The organism is Micromonospora fulviviridis, assembly GCF_014648395.1.
Lineage (GTDB): Bacteria > Actinomycetota > Actinomycetes > Mycobacteriales > Micromonosporaceae > Micromonospora > Micromonospora fulviviridis.
Genome location: NZ_BMRA01000008.1, coordinates 183253 through 203492 on the forward strand (window position 1 = coordinate 183253; position 20240 = coordinate 203492).

At 76.6% G+C, this 20240-nt stretch carries 20 protein-coding genes; 17 read left to right on the top strand and 3 right to left on the bottom strand.

Features of this window, described 5'->3' with window-relative positions:
* Positions 1-53: 53 nt before the first annotated feature.
* Entirely contained in the window at positions 54-1310 is a 1257-nt protein-coding gene (locus tag IEY96_RS21955) for an MFS transporter (RefSeq protein WP_373293622.1), read from the bottom strand.
* A 105-nt stretch (positions 1311-1415) separates the two neighbouring features.
* Here IEY96_RS21955 and IEY96_RS21960 point away from each other — a divergent pair, with 105 nt between their 5' ends.
* Positions 1416-2405 carry a LacI family DNA-binding transcriptional regulator gene (locus IEY96_RS21960; RefSeq protein WP_189196692.1) on the top strand — a complete coding sequence of 330 codons (990 nt, stop codon included), beginning with the start codon at positions 1416-1418 and terminating at the stop codon, positions 2403-2405.
* A gap of 144 nt (positions 2406-2549) precedes the next feature.
* Entirely contained in the window at positions 2550-3245 is a 696-nt protein-coding gene (locus tag IEY96_RS21965; protein WP_189196693.1) for an alpha/beta hydrolase, read from the top strand.
* Between the two features lie 6 nt (positions 3246-3251).
* On the opposite strand, the gene IEY96_RS21970 is transcribed toward IEY96_RS21965, so the two are convergent.
* Positions 3252-4358 carry an FUSC family protein gene (locus IEY96_RS21970; RefSeq protein WP_229791780.1) on the bottom strand — a complete coding sequence of 369 codons (1107 nt, stop codon included), beginning with the start codon at positions 4356-4358 and terminating at the stop codon, positions 3252-3254.
* A 162-nt stretch (positions 4359-4520) separates the two neighbouring features.
* Complete coding sequence (locus IEY96_RS21975; protein ID WP_229791781.1) at positions 4521-5144, bottom strand: TetR/AcrR family transcriptional regulator; 624 nt, start codon at positions 5142-5144, stop codon at positions 4521-4523.
* 68 nt (positions 5145-5212) lie between these two features.
* Between IEY96_RS21975 and IEY96_RS21980 the strand changes: the two genes are divergently transcribed.
* The 15 genes from IEY96_RS21980 to IEY96_RS22050 all read left to right on the top strand — a co-directional run bounded on the left by IEY96_RS21980 (position 5213) and on the right by IEY96_RS22050 (position 20217).
* Positions 5213-6370 (top strand): FAD-dependent monooxygenase, encoded by a 1158-nt coding sequence (locus IEY96_RS21980; protein ID WP_189196695.1) that lies wholly within the window; start codon positions 5213-5215, stop codon positions 6368-6370.
* Positions 6371-6521: 151 nt separating this feature from the next.
* Entirely contained in the window at positions 6522-7304 is a 783-nt protein-coding gene (locus IEY96_RS21985) for an LppM family (lipo)protein (RefSeq protein ID WP_229791782.1), read from the top strand.
* A 108-nt stretch (positions 7305-7412) separates the two neighbouring features.
* Positions 7413-7757, top strand: coding sequence for a hypothetical protein (locus IEY96_RS21990; RefSeq protein ID WP_091258907.1), 345 nt, complete (start codon positions 7413-7415; stop codon positions 7755-7757).
* Between the two features lie 13 nt (positions 7758-7770).
* Complete coding sequence (locus tag IEY96_RS21995; protein ID WP_189196696.1) at positions 7771-8379, top strand: glycine zipper family protein; 609 nt, start codon at positions 7771-7773, stop codon at positions 8377-8379.
* Entirely contained in the window at positions 8376-9056 is a 681-nt protein-coding gene (locus tag IEY96_RS22000) for a carboxypeptidase-like regulatory domain-containing protein (RefSeq protein WP_189196697.1), read from the top strand. The genes IEY96_RS21995 and IEY96_RS22000 overlap by 4 nt, the downstream gene beginning before the upstream one ends.
* Before the next feature lie 17 nt (positions 9057-9073).
* Positions 9074-10288: a phage tail sheath family protein gene (locus IEY96_RS22005; RefSeq protein ID WP_189196698.1), complete on the top strand. Its 1215-nt coding sequence runs from the start codon at positions 9074-9076 to the stop codon at positions 10286-10288.
* Between the two features lies 1 nt (position 10289).
* Positions 10290-10772, top strand: coding sequence for a phage tail protein (locus tag IEY96_RS22010; RefSeq protein WP_091305749.1), 483 nt, complete (start codon positions 10290-10292; stop codon positions 10770-10772).
* A 1623-nt stretch (positions 10773-12395) separates the two neighbouring features.
* Positions 12396-13154 carry a CIS tube protein gene (locus IEY96_RS22015; RefSeq protein WP_189196699.1) on the top strand — a complete coding sequence of 253 codons (759 nt, stop codon included), beginning with the start codon at positions 12396-12398 and terminating at the stop codon, positions 13152-13154.
* A complete protein-coding gene (locus IEY96_RS22020) occupies positions 13151-14722 on the top strand; it encodes a phage baseplate assembly protein V (RefSeq protein WP_189196700.1) in 1572 nt (523 codons plus the stop codon). Before IEY96_RS22015 ends, IEY96_RS22020 begins: the two co-directional genes overlap by 4 nt.
* Complete coding sequence (locus tag IEY96_RS22025) at positions 14722-15060, top strand: hypothetical protein (RefSeq protein WP_189196701.1); 339 nt, start codon at positions 14722-14724, stop codon at positions 15058-15060. Before IEY96_RS22020 ends, IEY96_RS22025 begins: the two co-directional genes overlap by 1 nt.
* Positions 15057-15494: a GPW/gp25 family protein gene (locus IEY96_RS22030; RefSeq protein WP_189196702.1), complete on the top strand. Its 438-nt coding sequence runs from the start codon at positions 15057-15059 to the stop codon at positions 15492-15494. Before IEY96_RS22025 ends, IEY96_RS22030 begins: the two co-directional genes overlap by 4 nt.
* Positions 15491-18109: a putative baseplate assembly protein gene (locus IEY96_RS22035; protein WP_189196703.1), complete on the top strand. Its 2619-nt coding sequence runs from the start codon at positions 15491-15493 to the stop codon at positions 18107-18109. Before IEY96_RS22030 ends, IEY96_RS22035 begins: the two co-directional genes overlap by 4 nt.
* On the top strand, positions 18090-18827 hold the full coding sequence (locus tag IEY96_RS22040) for a phage tail protein (RefSeq protein WP_189196704.1): 738 nt from the start codon (positions 18090-18092) through the stop codon (positions 18825-18827). The genes IEY96_RS22035 and IEY96_RS22040 overlap by 20 nt, the downstream gene beginning before the upstream one ends.
* Positions 18824-19744: a hypothetical protein gene (locus IEY96_RS22045; RefSeq protein ID WP_189196705.1), complete on the top strand. Its 921-nt coding sequence runs from the start codon at positions 18824-18826 to the stop codon at positions 19742-19744. Before IEY96_RS22040 ends, IEY96_RS22045 begins: the two co-directional genes overlap by 4 nt.
* Positions 19741-20217, top strand: a complete 477-nt coding sequence (locus tag IEY96_RS22050; protein ID WP_189196706.1) for a hypothetical protein — start codon at positions 19741-19743, stop codon at positions 20215-20217. Before IEY96_RS22045 ends, IEY96_RS22050 begins: the two co-directional genes overlap by 4 nt.
* Positions 20218-20240: the final 23 nt, after the last annotated feature.

Sequence of the window (20240 nt, forward strand, 5' to 3'; positions counted from 1 at the left end):
GGCTGCGAGCCGGGTGGGAGTCCGTTGAGCCGGTGCGGGCCGCCGGACCGCTGTCAGCGGGCCCGCGGGCGCAGCACCGGGACCAGGGCGAGGGTGGGCAGCAGCAGGAGCGGCACCACGCCGAGGGCGTGGAGGATGCCCAGGTGGTCACCGAGGAAGCCGAGCAGCGGCGGGCCGGCGAGGAAGGCCGTGTAGCCGATCATGGCGACCACGCTGACCCGGGTCGGCGCCCGGTCCTCGTCGTCGGCGGCGGCGCTCATCCCGACCGGGAAGCCGAGTGACGCGCCGACGCCCCACAGCGCCACGCCGACCACGGCGAGCGGCCCGGAGCCGGCCAGCACCGCGCACGTGGCCCCGGTGACGGCCAGCGCGATGGTGCCGAACAGCACCGGCACCCGGCCCCACCGGTCGATCGCCACGGTGCCGGCGGTCCGGCCGAGGGTCATGCCGACCACGAAGACCCCGAAGACGGCGGCGCCGGCCGCCTCGCTGACCCCGTACCCGTCGACGAACGCCACCGCGAGCCAGTCGTTCGCGCTGCCCTCGGTGAACGCCATCACCAGCACGAACAGGCCGATGAGCAGGGTGCGCGGCTCACGCCAGGTGGCCAGCAGCGCGCGCCGGTGGGCGGTCGGGTCGGCCGAGCCGGCCGTCTCGGCCGGTGCGGGCAGGAAGGCGCGGACGCCGAGCAGCGTGCCGGCCAGGACCACCGCCGCGATCACCGGCAGGTGCCAGCCGACCGGTACGCCCAGCCGGGCCGCCCCGGCGCCCAGCCCGGCCCCGGCGACCGAACCGAGGCTCCAGGCGGCGTGGAACCGGGGCATGATCGTCCGGCCGAGCCGCTTCTCCACGGCCGCGCCCTCGACGTTCATCGCCACGTCGCAGGTGCCGGAGCCGTAGCCCACGGCGAAGAGCCCGACCACGACGCCGACCAGCGAGCCGCCCAGCGTGGCCGACAGGCCGGCGGTCGTCAGGCCGAGCGCGACCAGCACGGTCGAACCGGCCACGGTGCGGGCCGGGCCGAGCCGCAGGGTGACCAGTCCGGCCGTGGACATGGCCATCAGCGCGCCCGCCGACATGGCCAGCAGCAGCAGGCCGAGCCGCCCGGCGCTGAGCCCGAGCGCCTCGCGGATGGCGGGCACCCGGGAGAACCAGGTGGCCACGGCCAGCCCGTTGAGGGCGAACACGACCGCCACGCCGTTGCGGGCGGCCAGGACCGCCCGGGGGTTCACGGCGCGGGCCTCGGCCGGCGCGTCGATGGTGCTGCTCACCGTGGTGTGGTCCTCTCCCCGAAGTCGTCCGACGACCATCGCACACCTGAGAGCGCTACCACCACAAACGCTCCCACCCCTTACCCCGGCCGGCCCTGACCGGGCATGATGCCGACAGAACGGCCACCACGGGGAGGACCAGACATGGAGACGCCGACCAGCCGCCCGGTGACCCTCGACGACGTCGCGCGGGCGGCCGGGGTGTCCCGGGCCACCGCGTCCCGGGTGCTCGGCGGCTACGGGTTCGCCTCGGTGGACGCCCGCGAGCGGGTGGGCGCCGCCGCCGACCGGCTCGGCTACGTGCCGAACATCACGGCCCGCGCGCTGGTCCGGGGCGCCGGGGTACGCCTCGTCGTGGCGGTCTCCGGCACCGACGCCACGGTGCTGGACGACCCGTACGTGGACCGGCTGGTGAGCGCGGCGGCCCGGGTGTGCGCCCCGCACGGGGTCGGGGTGGCCCTGGAGTGGCTGCCGCTGGACGCCCCGGCCGGGCTACGCCGGCTCGGCGACGACCGGAGCGTCTGCGGGGTGCTGCTGGTCAACACCACCGCGCCGGTGCTCGACGCCGTGCCCGCCGGGCTGCGCGGGCGGGTCGTCTCGATCGGCACCGGCTCGCCGGCCGTCCCCTCCTTCGACGTCGACAACGCCGGCGGCGCCGACGCGGTGCTGCGCCACCTGCACGCCGGCGGCCGCCGCCGGATCGCCATGGTCACCGGCCCGCGCTGGCTGAGCTGCGCCGAGCGGTCGGTGACCGCGTACCAGGAGCTGATGCGGGCGGCCGGGCTGCCGGTGCGGCTGGTCACCGGCGACTTCACCGCCGCGCGGGGCGGCCGGGCGGCGCTGGAGGCGCTGACCCGCTGGCCGGACACCGACGCGATCTACGCGGCCAGCGACGCCACCGCGCTGGGCGTGATCGCGGCGCTGCGCGGGCGCGGGATCCGGGTGCCGCACGACGTGGCGGTGGGCGGCTTCGACGACATCCCGTACGCGGCGGTGAGCAGCCCGGCTCTGACCACGGCCACCCATCCGGTGGCCCGCATCGCCACCGCGGCGGCGACGGCGGTGCTGGACGGCCGGCCGGTGCCGCCGGTGACCGCGTTCCCCTCGACGCTGGTGGCGCGCGAGAGCGCCTGACCCGCGCGGCGGGGACCCGCAGGCAGCCGCGGTCGGGCACGGGGCCGGCGGCGGCGCGCATTCGCCGGCTGGGCGCGGCCGGGCGGTTGAGTCGCCGGCAGCCGGGTATCCGCGGCCCGACCCGACCGACGACAGGGGGCCGAGGTGACCGAGCCCGCGCCGCCGCACCGGCAGCCCGAGGAGGGGTACCGGCACGGCCGGCTGACCGCCCGCCCCACCGCCGTGGCCGCACCCGGTCCGACCGGGCCGGCCGAGGTGCCCGATCCTGCGGGCGGGCCGCCCGCGCTGCGCCACGTGCCGACCGGCGGCACGGGACCGTACCGGCTGGTGCTGCTGCTGCACGGCGCGGGCGGCTCGGCCCGGCAGGGCCTCGACCTGCTGCTGCCGCTGGCCGACGCGCACCGACTGCTGCTGCTCGCCCCGCAGGCCGTGGCGAGCAGCTGGGACCTGATCGCCGAGGGGTACGGCCCGGACGTGGCCCGGATCGACGCGCTGCTGGCCGCGACGCTCGGCGCGTACCCGGTGGCCGGGGTGACGGTCGGCGGCTTCTCCGACGGGGCCTCGTACGCCCTCTCCCTGGGCCTGACCAACGGCGACCTGGTCGACGCGGTCCTGGCCTTCTCCCCCGGTTTCGCGGCGCCCCTGGTCACCCACGGCCGGCCCCGGCTGTTCGTCTCGCACGGCACCGACGACCGGGTGCTGCCGATCGACGTGTGCAGCCGGCGGCTGGTGCCCCGCCTGCACTCCCTCGGCTACCCGGCCGAGTACGCCGAGTTCACCGGCGGGCACGAGGTGCCGACGGAGATCCGGCGGCGGGCGGTGGACTGGCTGGTGGGCTGAGCCGGGTCAGTGCCCCGGCCCGGCGACCGCCGCGTCGACCCGCGTGAGCACGGTCGCGTCGTCGTCGCCCCGCACGCCGCGCAGCAGGTCGATGGCCGTGGCCCGGATCTGCCCGATGATCATGGCGAGCGGCAGGGTCTGGCCGGGGGTGAAGAGCCGCCCCGCCACCCGGACCGCCGCCAGCGCGGCGACCTCGACCCGCTCGGCGTGGGTGTCGGCGACGGCGTCCTGCCCGCTCAGGTCCGCGGCGAGCGCGTCGCCGGCCGAGCGCACGGCCTCGGCGAGTGTCCGCACGGCGCCGCCCAGCTCGGCCGGGATCGGGGCGGGGCCCCGGGTCAGGGTGACCGCGGCGCGGGCGAGCACCCGGACGTTGCGGACCGCGTAGTCGATCTGCCGGATGGAGCCCTCCACCGAGCGCAGCCGACCCAGGTGCCGGCGGCGGCGTACGTTGAGCCGCAGCGCCTCGCCGGCGGCCTGCACCGCGCCGCGCAGCCGCTCCACCCCGGCGTCGGCGTGCCGGGCCCGCTCCAGCGCGGCCAGCGCCGCCGCGTCGTCGGCCCGGTCGAGCGCCTCCGCGATCTCACCGAGCACCCCGGCCAGCTCCTCGAAGGTGTGCCGGAACTCGCTGACCAGCGGGGCGAGCGGCCGGCGGGCGTCGACGAGCTGGCTGGCCACCACGGCCACCGCGCCGCCGATCAGCGCGTCGACGAACCGGAACGGCACCAGCGACTCGGTCGGCGGGGAGACCACCACCAGGTAGAGCGCCGAGACGGCGGCCTGCACCACGGTCACCGAACTGGCGCCGATGGCCACGGCCAGGGCGACGGTGAGCAGGATGACGGTGAGCACCGTCCAGGTGGTCCGGGGGCCGAGCGCCTGCACCACCAGGTCGGCGACCAGCACACCGGCCGCGACGCCGAGCACCACCTCGACCGCCCGGCGCATCCGCTGGCCGCGGGCCTGGCCGAGCACGATCAGCGCGGCGGCCGGGGCGAAGAACGGCTGCGGGTGGCCGACCAGCCGGGTGGCGAGGATCCACGCGACGGTGGCGGCCAGGGTCGCCTCCACGACCGGCAGCCAGCCGCGCCGCAGCCGCCCGGCCGCCTCCCGCACGGCTGCTCCGGGTCGCGGCGTGGCGTCAGACACGCCGAGGCGGAATAGCCGCACCCTGCCCCACCCGGCCATCGCCCGCCTCCCGTCGCGCCCGCCCACCCATCCTGCGGCCTGGCCCGGCGGGCGGCAGCGGTGGGGGCCACCCCGGCCCGGTGGCGGCGGTCACGCCCCGGTGAACGCCCGCAGCAGGGTACGCACCCCGGTCCGGAGGTCCTCGCGGCTGGCCGGGGTGCCGGGTGGCGGCGCGCTGAGCGCCCCGGCGCCGACCAGGCGGTCGAAGAGCAGCCCGTCGACGAAGGCGACGAACTGGTCGCCCTGCCGGCGCGGGTCCGGCGCCCCGGCGCGGGCCAGCAGGTCCCGGGCCTGGACGCGGAGCACGGTGCCGTGGTCCAGGATCCGTCGCAGCTCGGGCCGGTGCACGGCCTCCAGCAGGCAGGCGTACCGGGCGAGGGACCGGGTGCGTCCGGTGGTCAGCCAGCGGTCGAGCACCTCGGCCACCCCGGTGGCGAGCTGGTCGAGCCCCTCCGGCCCGAGCGGCGGGGCGACGCGGGGCGCTTCGGTGGGCAGCTCGTGGGCCGCCAGGTCGGCGCGGTCGAGGTCGGCCAGGCGCTGGACCACGGCCTCGATCAGCGCCTGCCGGGTCCGCAGGTACGCCGAGGTGGTGCCGGGCGGCATCCCGGCGCGCGCGTCGACGGCGCGGTGGGTCAGCGCCCGCATGCCGCCCTCGGCCAGCAGCTCCACCGCCGCGTCGGCCAGCCGGGCCACCCGGGCCGCCCGTCCGCTCACTGTGGCCCCTCCTCGGTTTCGTTCTACGGATGTAGTATGCCCTTCTACAGGCGTAGAAAGTGGTCGGCATGGGCGAGCCGCACGCGATCGTGGTCGGCGCCGGCATCGGCGGGCTCGCGGCGGCGCTGGCCCTGCACCGCCGGCGCTGGCGGGTCACCGTGCTGGAACGCGCCGCCGAGCCGCGCGAGCTGGGCGCCGGCCTGACCCTGATGGCGAACGCGCTGCGCGGGCTCGACGCGCTCGGCGTGGGCGACGCGGTCCGCCGGCACGGCGCGCCGGACTCGCCGGGTGGGCTGCGGACCAGCGACGGCCGGTGGCTGTCCCGGATCGAGGGGGCCCAGCTGGAACGGGCGCTCGGCACGGCCGCGCTCGGCATCCACCGGACCGCGCTGCACCGGCTGCTCCGCACCGCCCTGCCGGCCTCGACCCTGGTCACCGCGGCCGAGGTGGTCGACGTCGACGCCGACCTCCCCGCGGTGACCTACCGGCGGGACGGCGCGCCGGCCACGCTGCGGGCGGACCTCGTGGTCGGGGCCGACGGGCTGCACAGCGCGCTGCGCCGGCGGCTCTGGCCGGACCTGCCGGCGCCGGCGTACTCCGGCTCGACGGCCTGGCGGGCGGCGATCCGGTGGACCGCGCCGGTGTCCACGGCCGTCACCTGGGCGCCGGGCCGGGAGTTCGGCACCGTCCCGCTCGGCGACGGCCGGCTCTACTGGTACGCGGCCGAGACCGCCCCGCCGGGCGGGCGCGAGCCGGACGAGCTGGCGGCCGTCCGGGCCCGCTTCGGCGACTGGCACGAGCCGATACCCGCGCTGCTGGCCGCCACCCCGCCCGAGGCGGTGCTCCGCACCGACCTGTTCCACCTGGCCACCCCGCTGCCGTCGTACGTGCGGGGCCGGGTGGCGCTGCTCGGCGACGCGGCGCACGCCATGACCCCGCACCTGGGGCAGGGCGCGGGGCAGGCGATCGAGGACGCCGTGGTGCTCGGCGCCGTCTGCGCCGGCGGGCCGGCCGACCTGGCCGGCGCGCTGGCCGAGTACGACCGGCAGCGGCGACCCCGCAGCCAGGCCGTCGCCCGGGCCTCCGCCCGCACCGCCCGGTACGGCCAGCAGCTCCGCCACCCGGCGGCGGTCGCCCTGCGCGACGGCCTGCTCCGGCTGACCCCGTCCCGGGCGGCGCTGCGCGGCATGGCCCGGTACGCCGACTGGCAGCCGCCGCAGGGCTGAGCCGAATTGCGCGACGCACAACCCTTCAGAATATCGACCGCACGCGTTTTCCGGGCTCGCCCGAATGGGAGAACGGGCCGGTAAGATCGGCGACAAGCGTGTGACTGATCGCTGACTGCTGGACGTGATGGCGATCACACACACTGTGCCCATGAATACGAGACTCCGCCGCAGCCGGGCATTGCGCCTCGCGGTGTGTCTCGCCCTCGTGGCGGCACTGAGCGGCTGCATGCAGCTCAACCTGGGGTTGACCGTCAACACCGACGACACGGTCACCGGCCAACTCCTGCTCACCGCCGAGAAGTCCCTGCTCAAGCGGCGGAACCCGGACGTCGCGGCGGCCTTCGCCGAGCTGCGGCAGAACATCCCCTCCCTCCCCGCCGGCGCCGAGACCCGCTACGAGGACGCCAACTACTACGGCATTCAGATCGCGTACCGGAAAACGCCCCTGTCGCAATTCACCAGCGAGAGTGTGAATCTTTCCCGGGACGGCGATCTCTACCGCTTCTCGCTCCCGTTCGATCCGAGGAAATACGGCGGAAAGGTCGCCGAACAGGATCCGCGGAACCAGCAGGCTTTCATGACCTTGATGTCGTTCGAGATCTCGGTGACCTTCCCCGGCCGGGTGCTGGACACCAACGGCACGATCAACGGCCGGTCGGTGAGCTGGAAGGTGGTCGCCAACCAGCCCAAGCCGGCCGAACTGCGAGCCGTCGCCGAGGCGCCGGCGCAGCCCTCCGCCTCGGTCACCTCGGCCGCCGCCGCGGCCACCGGCGGCGGGTTCCCCTGGCTGCTGGTGGTCGGCGGGCTGGTCGTGCTGCTGCTGGTCGCCGTGGTCGTCGTCCTCCTGCTCCGCCGGCCGCGCGGCCCGGTGGCCGCCGCACCGGCCGCACCCACCCCCGCGCCCACTCCCCCGGCCGACCGGCCGGCCTGAGCGGACGCGACGCCGCCACCCGGGCGGTACCCGGCACCGCATCAGCCGGGGCCGCCGCACCACCCCACCCCGATCGCACCACCGCAACAACCGAAGAGGGGGATCGCCGTGAACGATCTCTTCACCTGGGCCGCCCTCGGCAGCCTCACCGGCGCCAGCGCCGCCACCCTCCTGGCCACCAACGTCATCGGCGGCCTCATCGGCCCGAGCGGCGACAAGGCGCGCAAGTGGATCGCACTGGGCTTCGCGCTCGTCCTGTCGTACCTGACGGCCGCCTTCGCCGACGACGCGGGACCGGAGAAGTGGATCATCGCGTTCTTCAACGGGCTGGTCATCTTCTCCGCCGCCCTCGGCATCAACCAGCTGCCCCCGGGCAACCGGCAGGCGACGAACGCGTCGCCGACCCAGCTCGCCCAGGGCCGCGAGCCCCGCTACATCCGCTCCTGGGTCTGAGAGAGGTGACCCCATGGTCCTCGGCATCATCAGCGCCGCCGTCCACATCGTCCTCGGCGCCGTGCTCGGCGGGGCGGCCGGCGGCACCATCGGCCTGCTGATCGGCGCGGTCGTCGGGCTGCTCGTCGGCGCGCCGTTCGGCTGGGCGGTCGCCTCCGCCGGCACGTACGGCACCGACCTCAAGGGCATCTTCCTCTTCGTGGTCGACCACACCTGGAGCCTGCTCAACACCGTCGCCGGCGCGCTCTACCTGGCCCTGCACCTGGTCTTCGGGCACCAGCTCGACCGGGTGGTCTCGCAGGGCAGCGGGCGGGTCAACGTGGTCGAGGGCGTCTCGCCCCGCTACGCCACCACCATCGGCACCGTCTGCGCCGGGTCCAGCCCCGGCATCCAGCGGCACGAGGACGTGCACATCCTCCAGGCGCGCCTGCTCGGCCCGCTCTACCTGCCGCTGGTCGCGCTCAACTACGTGCTGTTCACCATCGCCCCGGTGTGGCTGCTCTGGCACGACCACAGCAACGCGCCGATCAACCGGTTCACCCGCTACTTCGAGATCGGCGTCTACCCGCACGTCTGGAACGAGGCCATCGCGTACCGGATCCAGGGGACCCCGCCGCGATGACCGGCGCGATCGAGGCGGCCGTCGCGGACCTCGCGGCCTGGCTGACCGGGGCGGCGGGTGAACCCGTCCCGGTCGGCCCGCCCCGCGACGACCCCGACGGCGGCCTCACCGTCTGGCCGCTGGAGCTGCGGCCGGCCCGGCAGACCGCGGGCAGCGGCGGGGCGCGCGAGCCGTACCGGTTCGTGGTCCGGCTGCTGGTCAGCGGCGGCGGGCCGGCGGCGCTGCCGGCGCTGGACCGGGTCCTCGCTGCCGCCACCGCGGCCGGCCAGCCCGAGGTGGTGCTGGCCGCCGGGGATCCCGCGCTCTGGCGGGCGCTCGGCGTGGCGCCCCGGCCCGCGCTGCTGCTCGACGTGCCGGCGCGGATCGACCGGCCGGCGCCGGCCGCGCCGCCGGTGCGGCAGCCGCTGCGGCTGCGGCAGCTCGACCTGCGCACCCTGAACGGCCGGGTGGTCGGGCCGGAGCGGCAGCCGCTCGCCGCCATGCGGGTGGAGCTGGTCGGCACGGCCCAGTCCACCGAGACCGACGTCGGCGGGCGGTTCCGGCTCGTCGGCGTCCCGCACGACCCCGAGGCCCCGGACCGGCCGGTGCGGATCCGGCTGGTCGGCCGGGGCCGCACCCACACCGCCGAGCTGGACCCCGCCGACCCCGATCCCGTCGTCGTCTGCGCCCCCGACTGACTCCTCGAGGAGGACCGATGCCCACCTACTTCTCCCCCGGCATCTATGTCGAGGAGGTGCCCAGCGGCGCCCGCCCGATCGGCCCGGTGGGCACGAGCACCGCCGCCTTCGTCGGGCTCGCGCCCAACCGCACCGCCCACGTCGGCCAGGCCCTCGCCGTGAACAGCTGGTCGGAGTTCCTCCGGCTCTACGCCGACGGCGAGCACCTGGAGAGCACGCCGCTGGCCCGCGCGGTCTTCGGCTTCCTCGACAACGGCGGCACCCGCTGCTGGGTGGTCAACGTCGGCGAGGGCGGCCAGCTCACCGGCACCGGCGGCAAGCGCAGCGGCCTGCAACTGCTGGAGGCCATCGACGAGATCTCCATCCTGGCCGCGCCCGGCTACCACGACCCGGTCTCGCACGAGGCGCTGATCAGCATGGCCGAGCGGCTGCGCACCATGGTCGCCATCTGCGACCCGCCGCCCGAGGTGGACGACATCTCCCGGCTCACCCGGGTCGCCACGCCAGGCAAGGCGTCCGGCAAACCCGCCGAGGGTACGCCGAAGCCGGACGACGACCCGCCCGGCGGCGACCGGCCCCGGCAGTCGGACTTCGCCACCTACTACTTCCCCTGGATCCGGGTCCGCGACCCGCTCAGCGGCGACCTCGTCCTCACCCCGCCGAGCGGGCACGTGGCCGGCATCTGGGCCCGCACCGACGCGCTGCGCGGGGTGCACAAGGCGCCGGCCAACGAGCCGGTGCGCGGCGCGGTCGACCTCGCGTACCTGGTCACCCGCCCGGAGCACGACGTGCTCAACCCCAAGGGCGTCAACGTGATCCGGTTCTTCGCCGGCGAGGGCATCCGGCTCTGGGGCGCCCGTACGCTCGCCGCCGAGGCCAGCGAGTGGCGCTACCTGAACGTACGGCGGCTCTCCATCGCCATCGAGCAGGCCATCGCCAACGGCACCCGGTGGATGGTGTTCGAGCCGAACGACCACACCCTCTGGCGCTCGATCCGGCGGGACATCGGGGCGTTCCTCACCCGGGTGTGGCGCGACGGCGCGCTGCTCGGCCGCACGCCCGAGGAGGCGTTCTTCGTCAAGTGCGACGAGGAGACCAACCCGGCCGACGTGCGCGACGCCGGGATGGTGGTGGCACACATCGGCATCGCGGTGGTCAAGCCCGCGGAGTTCGTGGTGTTCAAGCTGAGCCAGTGGGCCGGCGGCACCGAGACCGAGACGATCGGAGGCTGACATGCCCACCACGGCCACCCCGCAGCCGGGCGCGCCCGTCGACCCCTACCGGGCGTACCACTTCAAGCTGCTCATCAACGGCATCACCAACGGGCACTTCACCGAGGTCAGCGGCTTCGAGGTGGCCATTCCGGCGCTGGCGTACCGGGAGGCCGGCAATGAGCGGATCCGGGCGGTCCCCGGCCAGGTCGAGTACGCCCCCGTCACCCTCCACTTCGGCCTGACCTCGTCCCGCGAGCTGTGGGACTGGGTGAACGCGGCCGCGAAGGGCACGGTCAACCGGCGCAACGTCTCGGTGGTGCTGCTCGACCCGGCCGGCACCGCCGAGGTGCTGCGCTGGAACATGATCAACGCGTGGCCGACGCGGTGGCGGGGCGCCCACCTGAACACCCTGTCCCAGGAGATCGCCATCGAGGCGCTGACCCTGGCGTACGAGGGGCTGGAACTGGAGTCCGGCAGTGCGGCCGCCCCGACGACCGCGTGACCGGCTGGCCCGCCTGCTCCGGGCCACCGCCGACCGCCTCGCCACGGCGGCCGCCACCCCGCCGCGCGCCCTTCCCCCCGAGCCCGCACCCCGCCGCCCCGGTGAACCCCCCGAACACTGGCTCCGCCTGGTCGCCGCCCACGCCCCCAACCTCCTCCAAACCCTCCCCACCCCCACTCCCCCCGCCTCCCCTGTTGATCAAGAGGTTTGCGTCGGATCCGACGGCTCCGCCGACGCAAACTTCTTGATCAACGAGGAGGGGGCGGAGGAGTGCGGGCACGGTGGCGTGGCGGGGGTCGGGGGCGGGGGCGGGCGGGGGTTGCCGTTGCGGCCGGCGGTGCCGGGGTTGGACTGGTGGGCGGGACGGGTTGGTGGGGCGACCGGATCTATTGGAGGGACGGTCGGCGCGGTAGCGGGGGGTCTCTCCGGGCTGGGTGGCGGTTCTCGCCCGGAGGTCGATCCGGGCCGGATCGGGGTGCTCGGCCCCGGCACGCGTGCCGACCCGCGAGGGCTCGCCGAACCCGGCGCACCGGCCGGCGACTCGTCCCGGTACCCGGTCAGGTCCGGTGACGACATCCCGCGCGCACCGTCGTCGGGCGGCGCCGCCGGGGGCGGATCCACGTCGAGCGGCAGGCGTGTCCCCCGCAGCCCGCTCGCCCCGCGGTGGGAATCGGCCGCGACCGGCGCCGCGCGCGGATCCGTCGTCGGGCTGCCGGGTGCTGCGTCGTCCGACGGCGCTCGCCGTGGCAGGAGGTCGGACGACGGCGTCATCCCGCCGTCCCGCCCGGCCGTGCGGGCGTCCCGGTCGCCCGTCGAGACCGACGCGCCACCGGGGTGGTCGCCCGGCCGGACGAGCGGCCCGTCGGGATCGTCGCCCGGCCGGACCGGGGCACCGCCGGAGTCCTCGCCCCGAATGCCCGGCCGCGCCCGGTCGGGGTGGGACACCGTCGCGGGCAGCGCGGCCGAGCCGGGAATGGCGAGCCGCGCCCGGTCGGGGTGGGACACCGTCGCGAGCAACGCGGCCGAGCCGGGAATGGCAGGCCGCGCCTGGTCGGGGTGGGACACCGTCGCGGGCAGCGCGGCCGAGCCGGGGATGGCCGGCCGCACCGGGCGGGTCCACCCGGCAACCGCCGGCGACCCGCCCGTGCCCGTCGTCCCGCTCGCCGACACGGCGACGGGCCGTGTCCGGCCTGGTCCGTCCGTCGGCGCACCGGAACTGAGCAGCGCCCGGACGGCCGCGTCCCGGGGAGGCGCAGGAACCGGCGCATCCGACGAGCTTCGGGTGCGTCTGTTGTCGCTGGGACGACAACAGACGCACCCGAACCCGCTCGCCGCCGCGATTGGAGACGGCAGCACGGGCCGGCCCGCGAGGGGAACCGCGGGCCCAGGGCCGGCGCCCGACCGTCCCGACTGGACCGCCGCGGCGGCCGGGCCCTGGCCGGCGCTGCCACGCGAGGCCGGCGACACCGGACTTCGGGGGGCGCAGCCGCACGGGACCGCGGGCGTGCCGCGACGGGATCCGTGGCCGGCGCTGCCCGACGACCGGGGGCTGTGGGCGCCGGCGGTCACGGCGCGCGACGCCGACCGGCTGGCCCGCCTCGACCGGGAACAGGCGGGTGACTGATGGAACGCATCGCCTTCCTCGTGGACGAGTCCGGCACCCGGGTGGACTGCCTGCTCAATCCCGAGACCGTGCAGGTCACCCGGCTGGCCGGCGTACGCCCCCGGGGCGCGCCGGACGGCCAGCTCACCGGCGCCGGTCTCGCCGACGACCCGCTGGTCTTCACCGGCGGCGGGCGTACCGAGCTGGTGCTGGACCTGCTCTTCGACACCGACTTCGTGGAGTCGCCGGCGCGCCCCGAGGACGTCCGCGCACTCACCCGTCCGCTGTGGATGCTGGCGGAGAACTCCGCCGTCGAGCACGGCTGGCTCCGGCCCCCGCTGGTCCGGCTGGTGTGGGGCAAGACCTGGAACGTGCCGGGCGTCATCGTGGCGATCGCGGAACGCTTCGACGCGTTCACCCTTACCGGCACCCCGCGCCGTTCCTGGCTGCGGCTCAAGCTGGTCCGGGTGGCCGAGACCGCCGAGGCGGCACGGGCGGGCTTCGAGGAGGAACTGGCCGCGGCGAGCACGCCGACGGTGCCGCCGGGGTCGGCGGTCGTCGCCGCCGCGGATGGGGCGGCCGAGCCGGGCTGGTCCGGGGTGCGCTTCGACCTGCTCGCCCACGACGCGCTCGGCTCGCCGCTGCGCTGGCGGCTGCTCGCCGAGCACAACCGGATCAGCGACCCGCTGACCGTGCCGGCCGGCACCGCCCTGGCCGTGCCGACCACCGCCGCGCCGCCGCCACACGACGACTCGATCGGCACGGGAGGTGCGCCGTGATCCGGGCCGCCGCCGTGACGATCGACGGCACCCCGCTGGCCGACCCCCGCCGTCTGCGCGGCGTCCGGGTCGCCGCCCGCCTGGACCAGCCGACCCAGTGCGAACTCACCCTGGCCACCGCCCCGGGCGCCGCCGCCCTGGACCCCCCGGTACGCCCCGGCGCCACCCTCGACCTGCGCCTGGAGGACCAGCAGGACGCCCTGTTCACCGGCGAGGTGACCGCCGTCGAGGTGGAGTACGCCGGCGACGGCGCGGCGCTGTTGCGGATCAGGGCGTACGACCCGCTGCACCGGCTGCGCAAGCGGCAGGAGCTGCGGGTGTTCGAGTCGGTGACCGCCGCCGAGCTTGCCGGGGTGCTCTGCGCCGATCTGGGGCTCACCGTCGACGCCGGCACCGACGGACCGCGCCTGGACCGGCTGCTCCAGCACCGGCACACCGACCTGGAGCTGCTCCGTGAGGTGGCCGGCCGGGCCGGCCTGCACCTGGCGGTGGAGGGCGACCGGCTGCGCCTGCTGACCCTCGACGGCCACGGCGACCCGGTCCCGCTCACCCTCGGCGGGAACGTGCACGCGCTGCGGATCGCGGAGAACCTGGACCGGGCCGGCGGCGGGTGCGCCGCGCTGGGCTGGCACCCGCAGCGCGCCGAGCCGCTGCGCCAGGAGGCCGGCGAGGCCCGCTCCGGGCGGCGCATCCCGCTGTGCCCGGACCCGGGCGGGGTGGGCGCGGACGGGGTGCGCACGGCCGTCGACCAGCCGGGCCGCAGCGACGACGAGCTGGCCGCCCTCGCCCAGGCCGGGCTGGACGCCCGGGTCGCCGCGCTGGTCACCACCGAGGGCACGGCCGAGGGTGATCCGGCGCTGCGCCCGGGCCGCCGGATCACGCTGGCCGGCGTGCCCGACCCGGTCGCCGGGGTGTACGTGCTCACCGAGGTGGTGCACACGCTCGACGGGAACGGGCACCTGACCCGGTTCTCCACCGTCCCGCCCGCGCCACCGCCACCCGCCGCGCCCGTGGCGGCCACCGTCACCCTCGGCACGGTCACCGACGTGGACGACCCGGACGGGCTGGGCCGGGCCCGGGTGACCCTGCCCGCGTACGGGGACCTGGACGCCGGCTGGCTCGCCGTGCTCTGCCCGGGGGCGGGCCGGGGCAAGGGCATCGTGGCGCTGCCCGACCCGGAGGACACCGTGCTGGTGGCGCTGCCCGGCGGCGAGCCGACCTCGGGCGTCGTGCTGGGCTCGCTGTTCGGCGCCGTCGAGCCGTACGACGCGGGGATCGTGTCGGGGCGGTCCCGCCGCTGGTCGATGCGGACCGGCACCGGGCAGTCGATCGTCATCGACGACGACGGGCGGGCCCTGCGGCTGGCCACCGACGGCGGCAGTTTCGTCGAGCTGCGTCCCGAGCTGACCACCGTGCACGCGGCCGGCGACCTGGTGCTCTCGGCGCCTGGCCGCGCCATGGTGGTGCGCGCCCGCACCGTCGACTTCCTGCACGCGGAGGCGGCCGAGGACGCCGAGACCGCCGCCGCCCAGGCCCGTACCCTCGCCCGCGCCCACGGAGGTGGCTGATGCGCTGGATCCACCGCGACTCGCTGATCACCTGCGACCACGACGGCCGGGTGGCCAACCGCCCCTCCCAGCGGTGGGTGACCGTGCGGGGCGTGCCGGTGCTGGTCGAGGCCGACCCGGAGGGACGGGACATCACGGCGTGCCCCAACTACGGGCCGACCATCAAACCCTGTGCGAAGACGCTGAAGGTGACCGTCGGCTACAGCGCCTGGCTGCGGGTGGACGGCCACCGGGTGGTGCTGTCGAACCTGGACGGGCTGACCGACGGCACCCCGCCCGGGCTGGTCCACCACACCGTCCGCGACCCGCGACAGACCTTCCTGGAGGCGGACGCATGAGGGCCTTCCGCTTCGTCGGCGCCGGCTTCGACGCGGGTCGCACCGGCGGTCTCGCGCTGACCGCCGCCGGCGGCCTGGCCATGACCGAGGGCGACGAGACCGTACGCCAGGCGCTGTTCCTGCTGCTGTCCACGACGCCGGGCGAGCGGCTGATGCGCCCCGGGTACGGCTCGCGGCTGCACCGGCTGGTCTTCGCGCCCAACGACGACACCACCGCCGGCCTGGCCATCCACTACGTGCGGCAGGCGATCCGGCGCTGGGAACCGAGGGTCGAGGTGCTCGACGTGGACGCCGGGCCGGACCCGGACGACCCGTGGCGGCTGGTGATCCGGCTGGACTACCGGGTGCGGGCCAGCCTGTCCCCCGGCCAGCTGGTCTTCTCCGTCGACCTGCTTCCCGTCGACGACGAACCCGGCGAGGAGGCGACCTCATGACGCTGCCGGTGCCGCACCTGGACGACCGCGCCTTCCTGGACCTGGTCACCGAGGCGCGGGAACGGATCCGCCGGTCCTGCCCGGACTGGACGGACCTCTCCGCGCACGACCCGGGGATGGCGCTGCTGGAGGCGTTCGCCTACCTCACCGAGGTGATGATCTACCGGCTGAACCAGTTGCCGGAGAAGGCGTACGTGGCCTTCCTCAACCTGCTCGGGGTGACCCGGCACCCGCCGGCCGCCGCCTGGGCGGACGTCCGCTTCACCCGGACCGGCCCGGACCGGGGTGCGGTCCGCGTCCCGGCCGGCACCCGGGTGGCCGCGGCCCGCGGCGCGGACCCCCGGCCGGTCGTCTTCGTGACCACCGAGCCGGCCGTGCTGGCCGCCGGCGAGACCGAGGTGACGGTACGCGTGCACCACTGCGAGCCGGTCGAGGCGGAGCTGCTGGGCACCGGCACCGGGCAGGCCGGGCAGGTCTTCCGGGCGGCCCGCGCACCGCTGGCCCGGACCACCGAGGCGCTGGACCTGCTGCTCGGGGTGGAGGTGCCGACCGGGTCGGTGGAGCTGGGCGCGGCCGCCCGGGAGCACGAGGGCCGCACGTACGAGATCTGGCGGCCGGTGGACAGCTTCGCCGGCGTGGGCCCGCAGGCCAAGGTCTACCTGGTCGACCGGGCCTCCGGGGTGGTCACCTTCGCCCCCGCGCTGGACCTGCGGCCGGCGGACGGGGCCGGGCCGGGTGTCGAGGGGGCGCCCGGCCCGGTAGCGGCGGTGCCGCCGGCCGGCCGGCAGGTCCGGCTCTGGTACCGCTGTGGCGGCGGGCCGGCCGGGAACGTGGCGGCCGGGACCCTGACCAGCCTGCGCGACCCGCTGCCCGGGCTGAGGGTGGACAACCCGGCGCCGGCCGCCGGCGGCCGGGACCTGGAGTCGATGGAGTCGGCGCTGGCGCGCGGGCCGTACGAGTTCTTCGCCCAGCAGCGCGCGGTGACCGCCCGGGACTACGAGATCCTCGCCGCCGGCTCCGGGGCGGTGGCCCGGGCGCGGGCGTTCACCCGGGCGGCGGTCTACAGCTTCGCCCGTCCGGGCGAGGTCGAGGTGGTGCTGGTGCCGTACGTGCCGGAGCAGGCCCGCCCCGGCGGCCGGCTGCCGGTGGCGGTGCTGCGCGAACACGAGGTCGAGGAGGCCCGCCGTCGGGTGGAGGCCGACCTGGAGCGGCGCCGCGCCCTCGGCACGGCCGTGCGGGCCGGCTGGGCGCGCTACAAGGCGGTCTCCATCCGGGCCCGGGTGGTGGTCCGCCGCGAGGAGGACGTGGACGCGGTCCGCCGGCGGATCCACGACCGGCTGCACCAGACGCTGAGCCCGCTGCCCACGCCGCTCAACCCGGCCGGCTGGGCGTTCGGCGAGCCGCTGCGGGCCTCCAACGTGTACCGGATGCTGGAGCACGCCGAGCCGGGCGTGCGCTACGTCGAGTCGGTGCGGTTCGTGGTCGACGAGGCGCCGGACGCCCAGGTGCGGGCCGTGGCGGTCGACCAGTACCAGCCCGGCACCTGGTACGCCGGGCGCGGCCCGGTGCTGTTCCGCTCCACCAACGCCGGGGCGGGCTGGGAGCCGGCCGGCCGGTTCGACGGCGAGAGCGTGGTCCGGGTGGTGCCCGCCCCCGCCCCGGTCCGCCCCGGCGTGGTGCCCCGGGCCGGTTCGGTGGCCGTGGTGACGGCGCGCGACGCCGGCGGCTCCCGGGTCCGGCTGAGCACCGACCTGGGCGAGACCTGGACGCTGCTGACCGACCTGGACTCCGGCGTACGCGACCTGGCCTGGATCGACCGGGACGGCGCGGGGGCGCTGCTGCTGGCCACCGACGCCGGCCTGTACGAGGTGTCCCTCCTGCCCGGCGCGGTGCCGTTGCAGATCCTGGTCGACCCGGCCGACGCCGACCGCGGCTTCTACGCGGTCCGGTCGTTCGTCTCCGAGCGGGGCGCGCCCGGGGTGGCGGTGGCGGCGCAGGCCGGCTTCGGCGTCTACCTGTCCACCGCCGCCGGCCGCCCGGGCAGCTTCGCCCACGTCGGGCTGGCCAACGTGGACAACCGGGTGCTCGCCGTGCAGTACGACGGCCCGGCCACCCTGCTGTGGAGCGGCGCCGGCGAGCCGGACCCGAAGAAGCCCGGGCAGGGCTGCCACCGCACCCGGCTTTTCGAGTCCGACGTGAAGTGGCAGTCGGTGGCGAGCGGCTGGATCGGCGGCACCTGCCGGGACCTGGCGTTCAGCGGCACCCTGGCGCTGGCCGCCACGCAGAGCGGCGGGGTGGTCCGGCTGGACACCCTGGCCGCGCAGCCGCAGTGGCAGCCCGTGATGGTCAACTGCGGCCTGCCGCTGCGCGACCGGACCCGGTTCGTCCCCGTCGACGCGATCGCCGCCACCGTGCCCTCCGGCGGCGGTGGGGCCGGCAGGCTGATCCTGGCCGGCGGCGAGCGCGGGGTGTACCGCAGCGGCGACGCGGAGGACTGGACGGCCAGCGCCAACCAGGCCACCGCCGACGTGGTCACCGTCCCCGGCACCTGGCTGCTCTGCTCCGGCGAGCACGACATCGAGGTGGTGCGGCAGGATGCGCCGAGCGGCGATTGAGCGGCTGCTGCCGGCCGCGTACCAGCGGGCCGCCGGCCCGGGCAGCGTGCTGGGCGCGCTGCTGGACGTGATGGAGGCGCTGCACGCCCCGGACGAGGCGGTGCTCGCCGACGTCGACGCGCTGTTCGCGCCGCACCGGACGCCGGACGGGTTCGTGGCGTACCTGACCCGGTGGGTGGCCATGGACCACGTGGTCGCCGCGCCCCGCGCGGACGCGCCGCTGCCGCTGCCGCTGGGCCGGCTGCGCGACCTGGTGGCGCACGGCGCGCTGCTGGCCCGGTGGCGGGGCACCCCGTACGGGATGCGGACGGCGCTGGAGCTGGCCACCGGCGTGACCGGGTTCGTGCTGGACGAGCCGGCCGACCGGCCGTTCCACGTGGTGGTGCGGGTGCCGCCGGCCGCCGCCGACCGGCTCGCCCTCGTCACCCGCGTCGTCGAGGCCGAGAAGCCCGCCGCGGTCACCGTCGAGATCACCACCGCCCCGGCTCCCGGACCCGGCGCGGGCCCCACCGGCCCCGACGACCCGGAGCCGCCCGGAACCGGCCCGGCCGACCCGGAGCCGCCCGCGGCCGGCGCCACCGAGCCGAAGCCGCCCGCCCCCGACGCCGACGCCGACGGACCGGAGGGTACGGCCACCGGGGTTGCGTCCGTTCCCGCCGTCGGCCGGGCCCGCGTGTCGTCCCCACCCCGTGACCAGCCGTCAGAGGAGCCGTCATGACCACCGAATGGACCGTCGTCGCCGCCGCCGAGCAGTTCACCCTGGACGCCCGCAACTGCGGCGAGCTGACCTTCACCGTCTCCAACCCGGGCGAGGCGCCGGACACCGTGGTCTTCGACGTGGCACCCGGCGAGGGCACCCAGCGCGGCTGGTTCACCGTGGCCGAGCCGCAGCGGGTGGTGCCCGGGCAGGGCTCGGTGTCGTTCCTGGTCCGGCTCGCCGTGCCGCCCGGCACGCCGCCCCGGCGCTACGACATGACCGGGTTCGCGTACTCGGCGAACACCGCGCCCGAGGAGAGTTCCCGCTCCAGCGGCCGGGTGACGTACGACGTGCGGGCGGTCGTACCCCCGAAGCGGGTGCCGTGGCCGTGGCTCGCGGCCGCGGCGGCGCTGCTGCTGGTGGTGACCGGGACGGTGGTCTGGCTGGTGACCCGGGGTGGGGATCCGGCGCCCCCGCCCCGGGCCGAGGTGGTGACCGTGGAGGCGGAGAGCCTGGTCCCCGGCGCGACGGTGCAGTCGACCACGGCGGCGCGGGCGCAGGTGGTGTCCCAGGCGAACTGCTGCGAGGTGGTGTGGTCCGGGGACGCCCAGCTCTTCTTCCTGGGCCGGGCGGTGGGTGACCGGGTGACCGTATCCGTGGACCTGCCCGCGGACGGCACCTGGCGGCTCTCCGCCGTGCGCACCACCTCGTTCGACTACGCGAACACCATCTGGCTGGTCGACGGCCGGCAGGTCGGCGACACCTTCTTCGGTTTCACCCCGACGGTGGTGCGCACCGACTTCGTGGACGTGGGGACCGTGGAGCTGGCCCGGGGGCCGCACAAGCTGAGCCTGGTGGCGGTGAGCAAGACGCAGGGCACCGACCGGTACTTCGCGGGGGTCGACCAGATCCGGTTCACCCAGCTCCTCCAGCCGTGAGCGGGCGGCAGAAGGTGCTGCTGGCGGCCCTCGCCGGGCTGCTGGTGGTGCTCTACGTGGTGGCGGTGGGCGGCGGCCGGCACGACCGGGGTGACCCGTCCGCCGGGCCCGGCTGGCTGGCCCGGTTCGGCGGGGACGCCGGCACGGTGGACCCGGCGACGGTGACCGTGGCGTGCGCGCCGCCGGCCGACGGGCCGAGGCCGTCCCCCGAGGGCGTGGTGGTCGGCTTCGGCACCGCCTGCCGGCTCCGGGTGGCCGATCCGGGCGGCCTGCGCAGCCTGGTGCTGCGCAGCGCGGCGCCGTTCGTGGTGACCGCCCCGGCGCCGGGGGACGCCGAGGTCACGGTCACCGACGAGGTGGCACCCGGCGAGGACGGCACGGCGGTGGCGAAGGTGGCGGTGGACGGCGAGACCGAGGTCGTCCTGCGGTGCCCGGGAGGTGGCGGATGCGTGGTCACCGTCGCCCGGTCCTGAGCGGACACGGGCCCGGCCGGCGG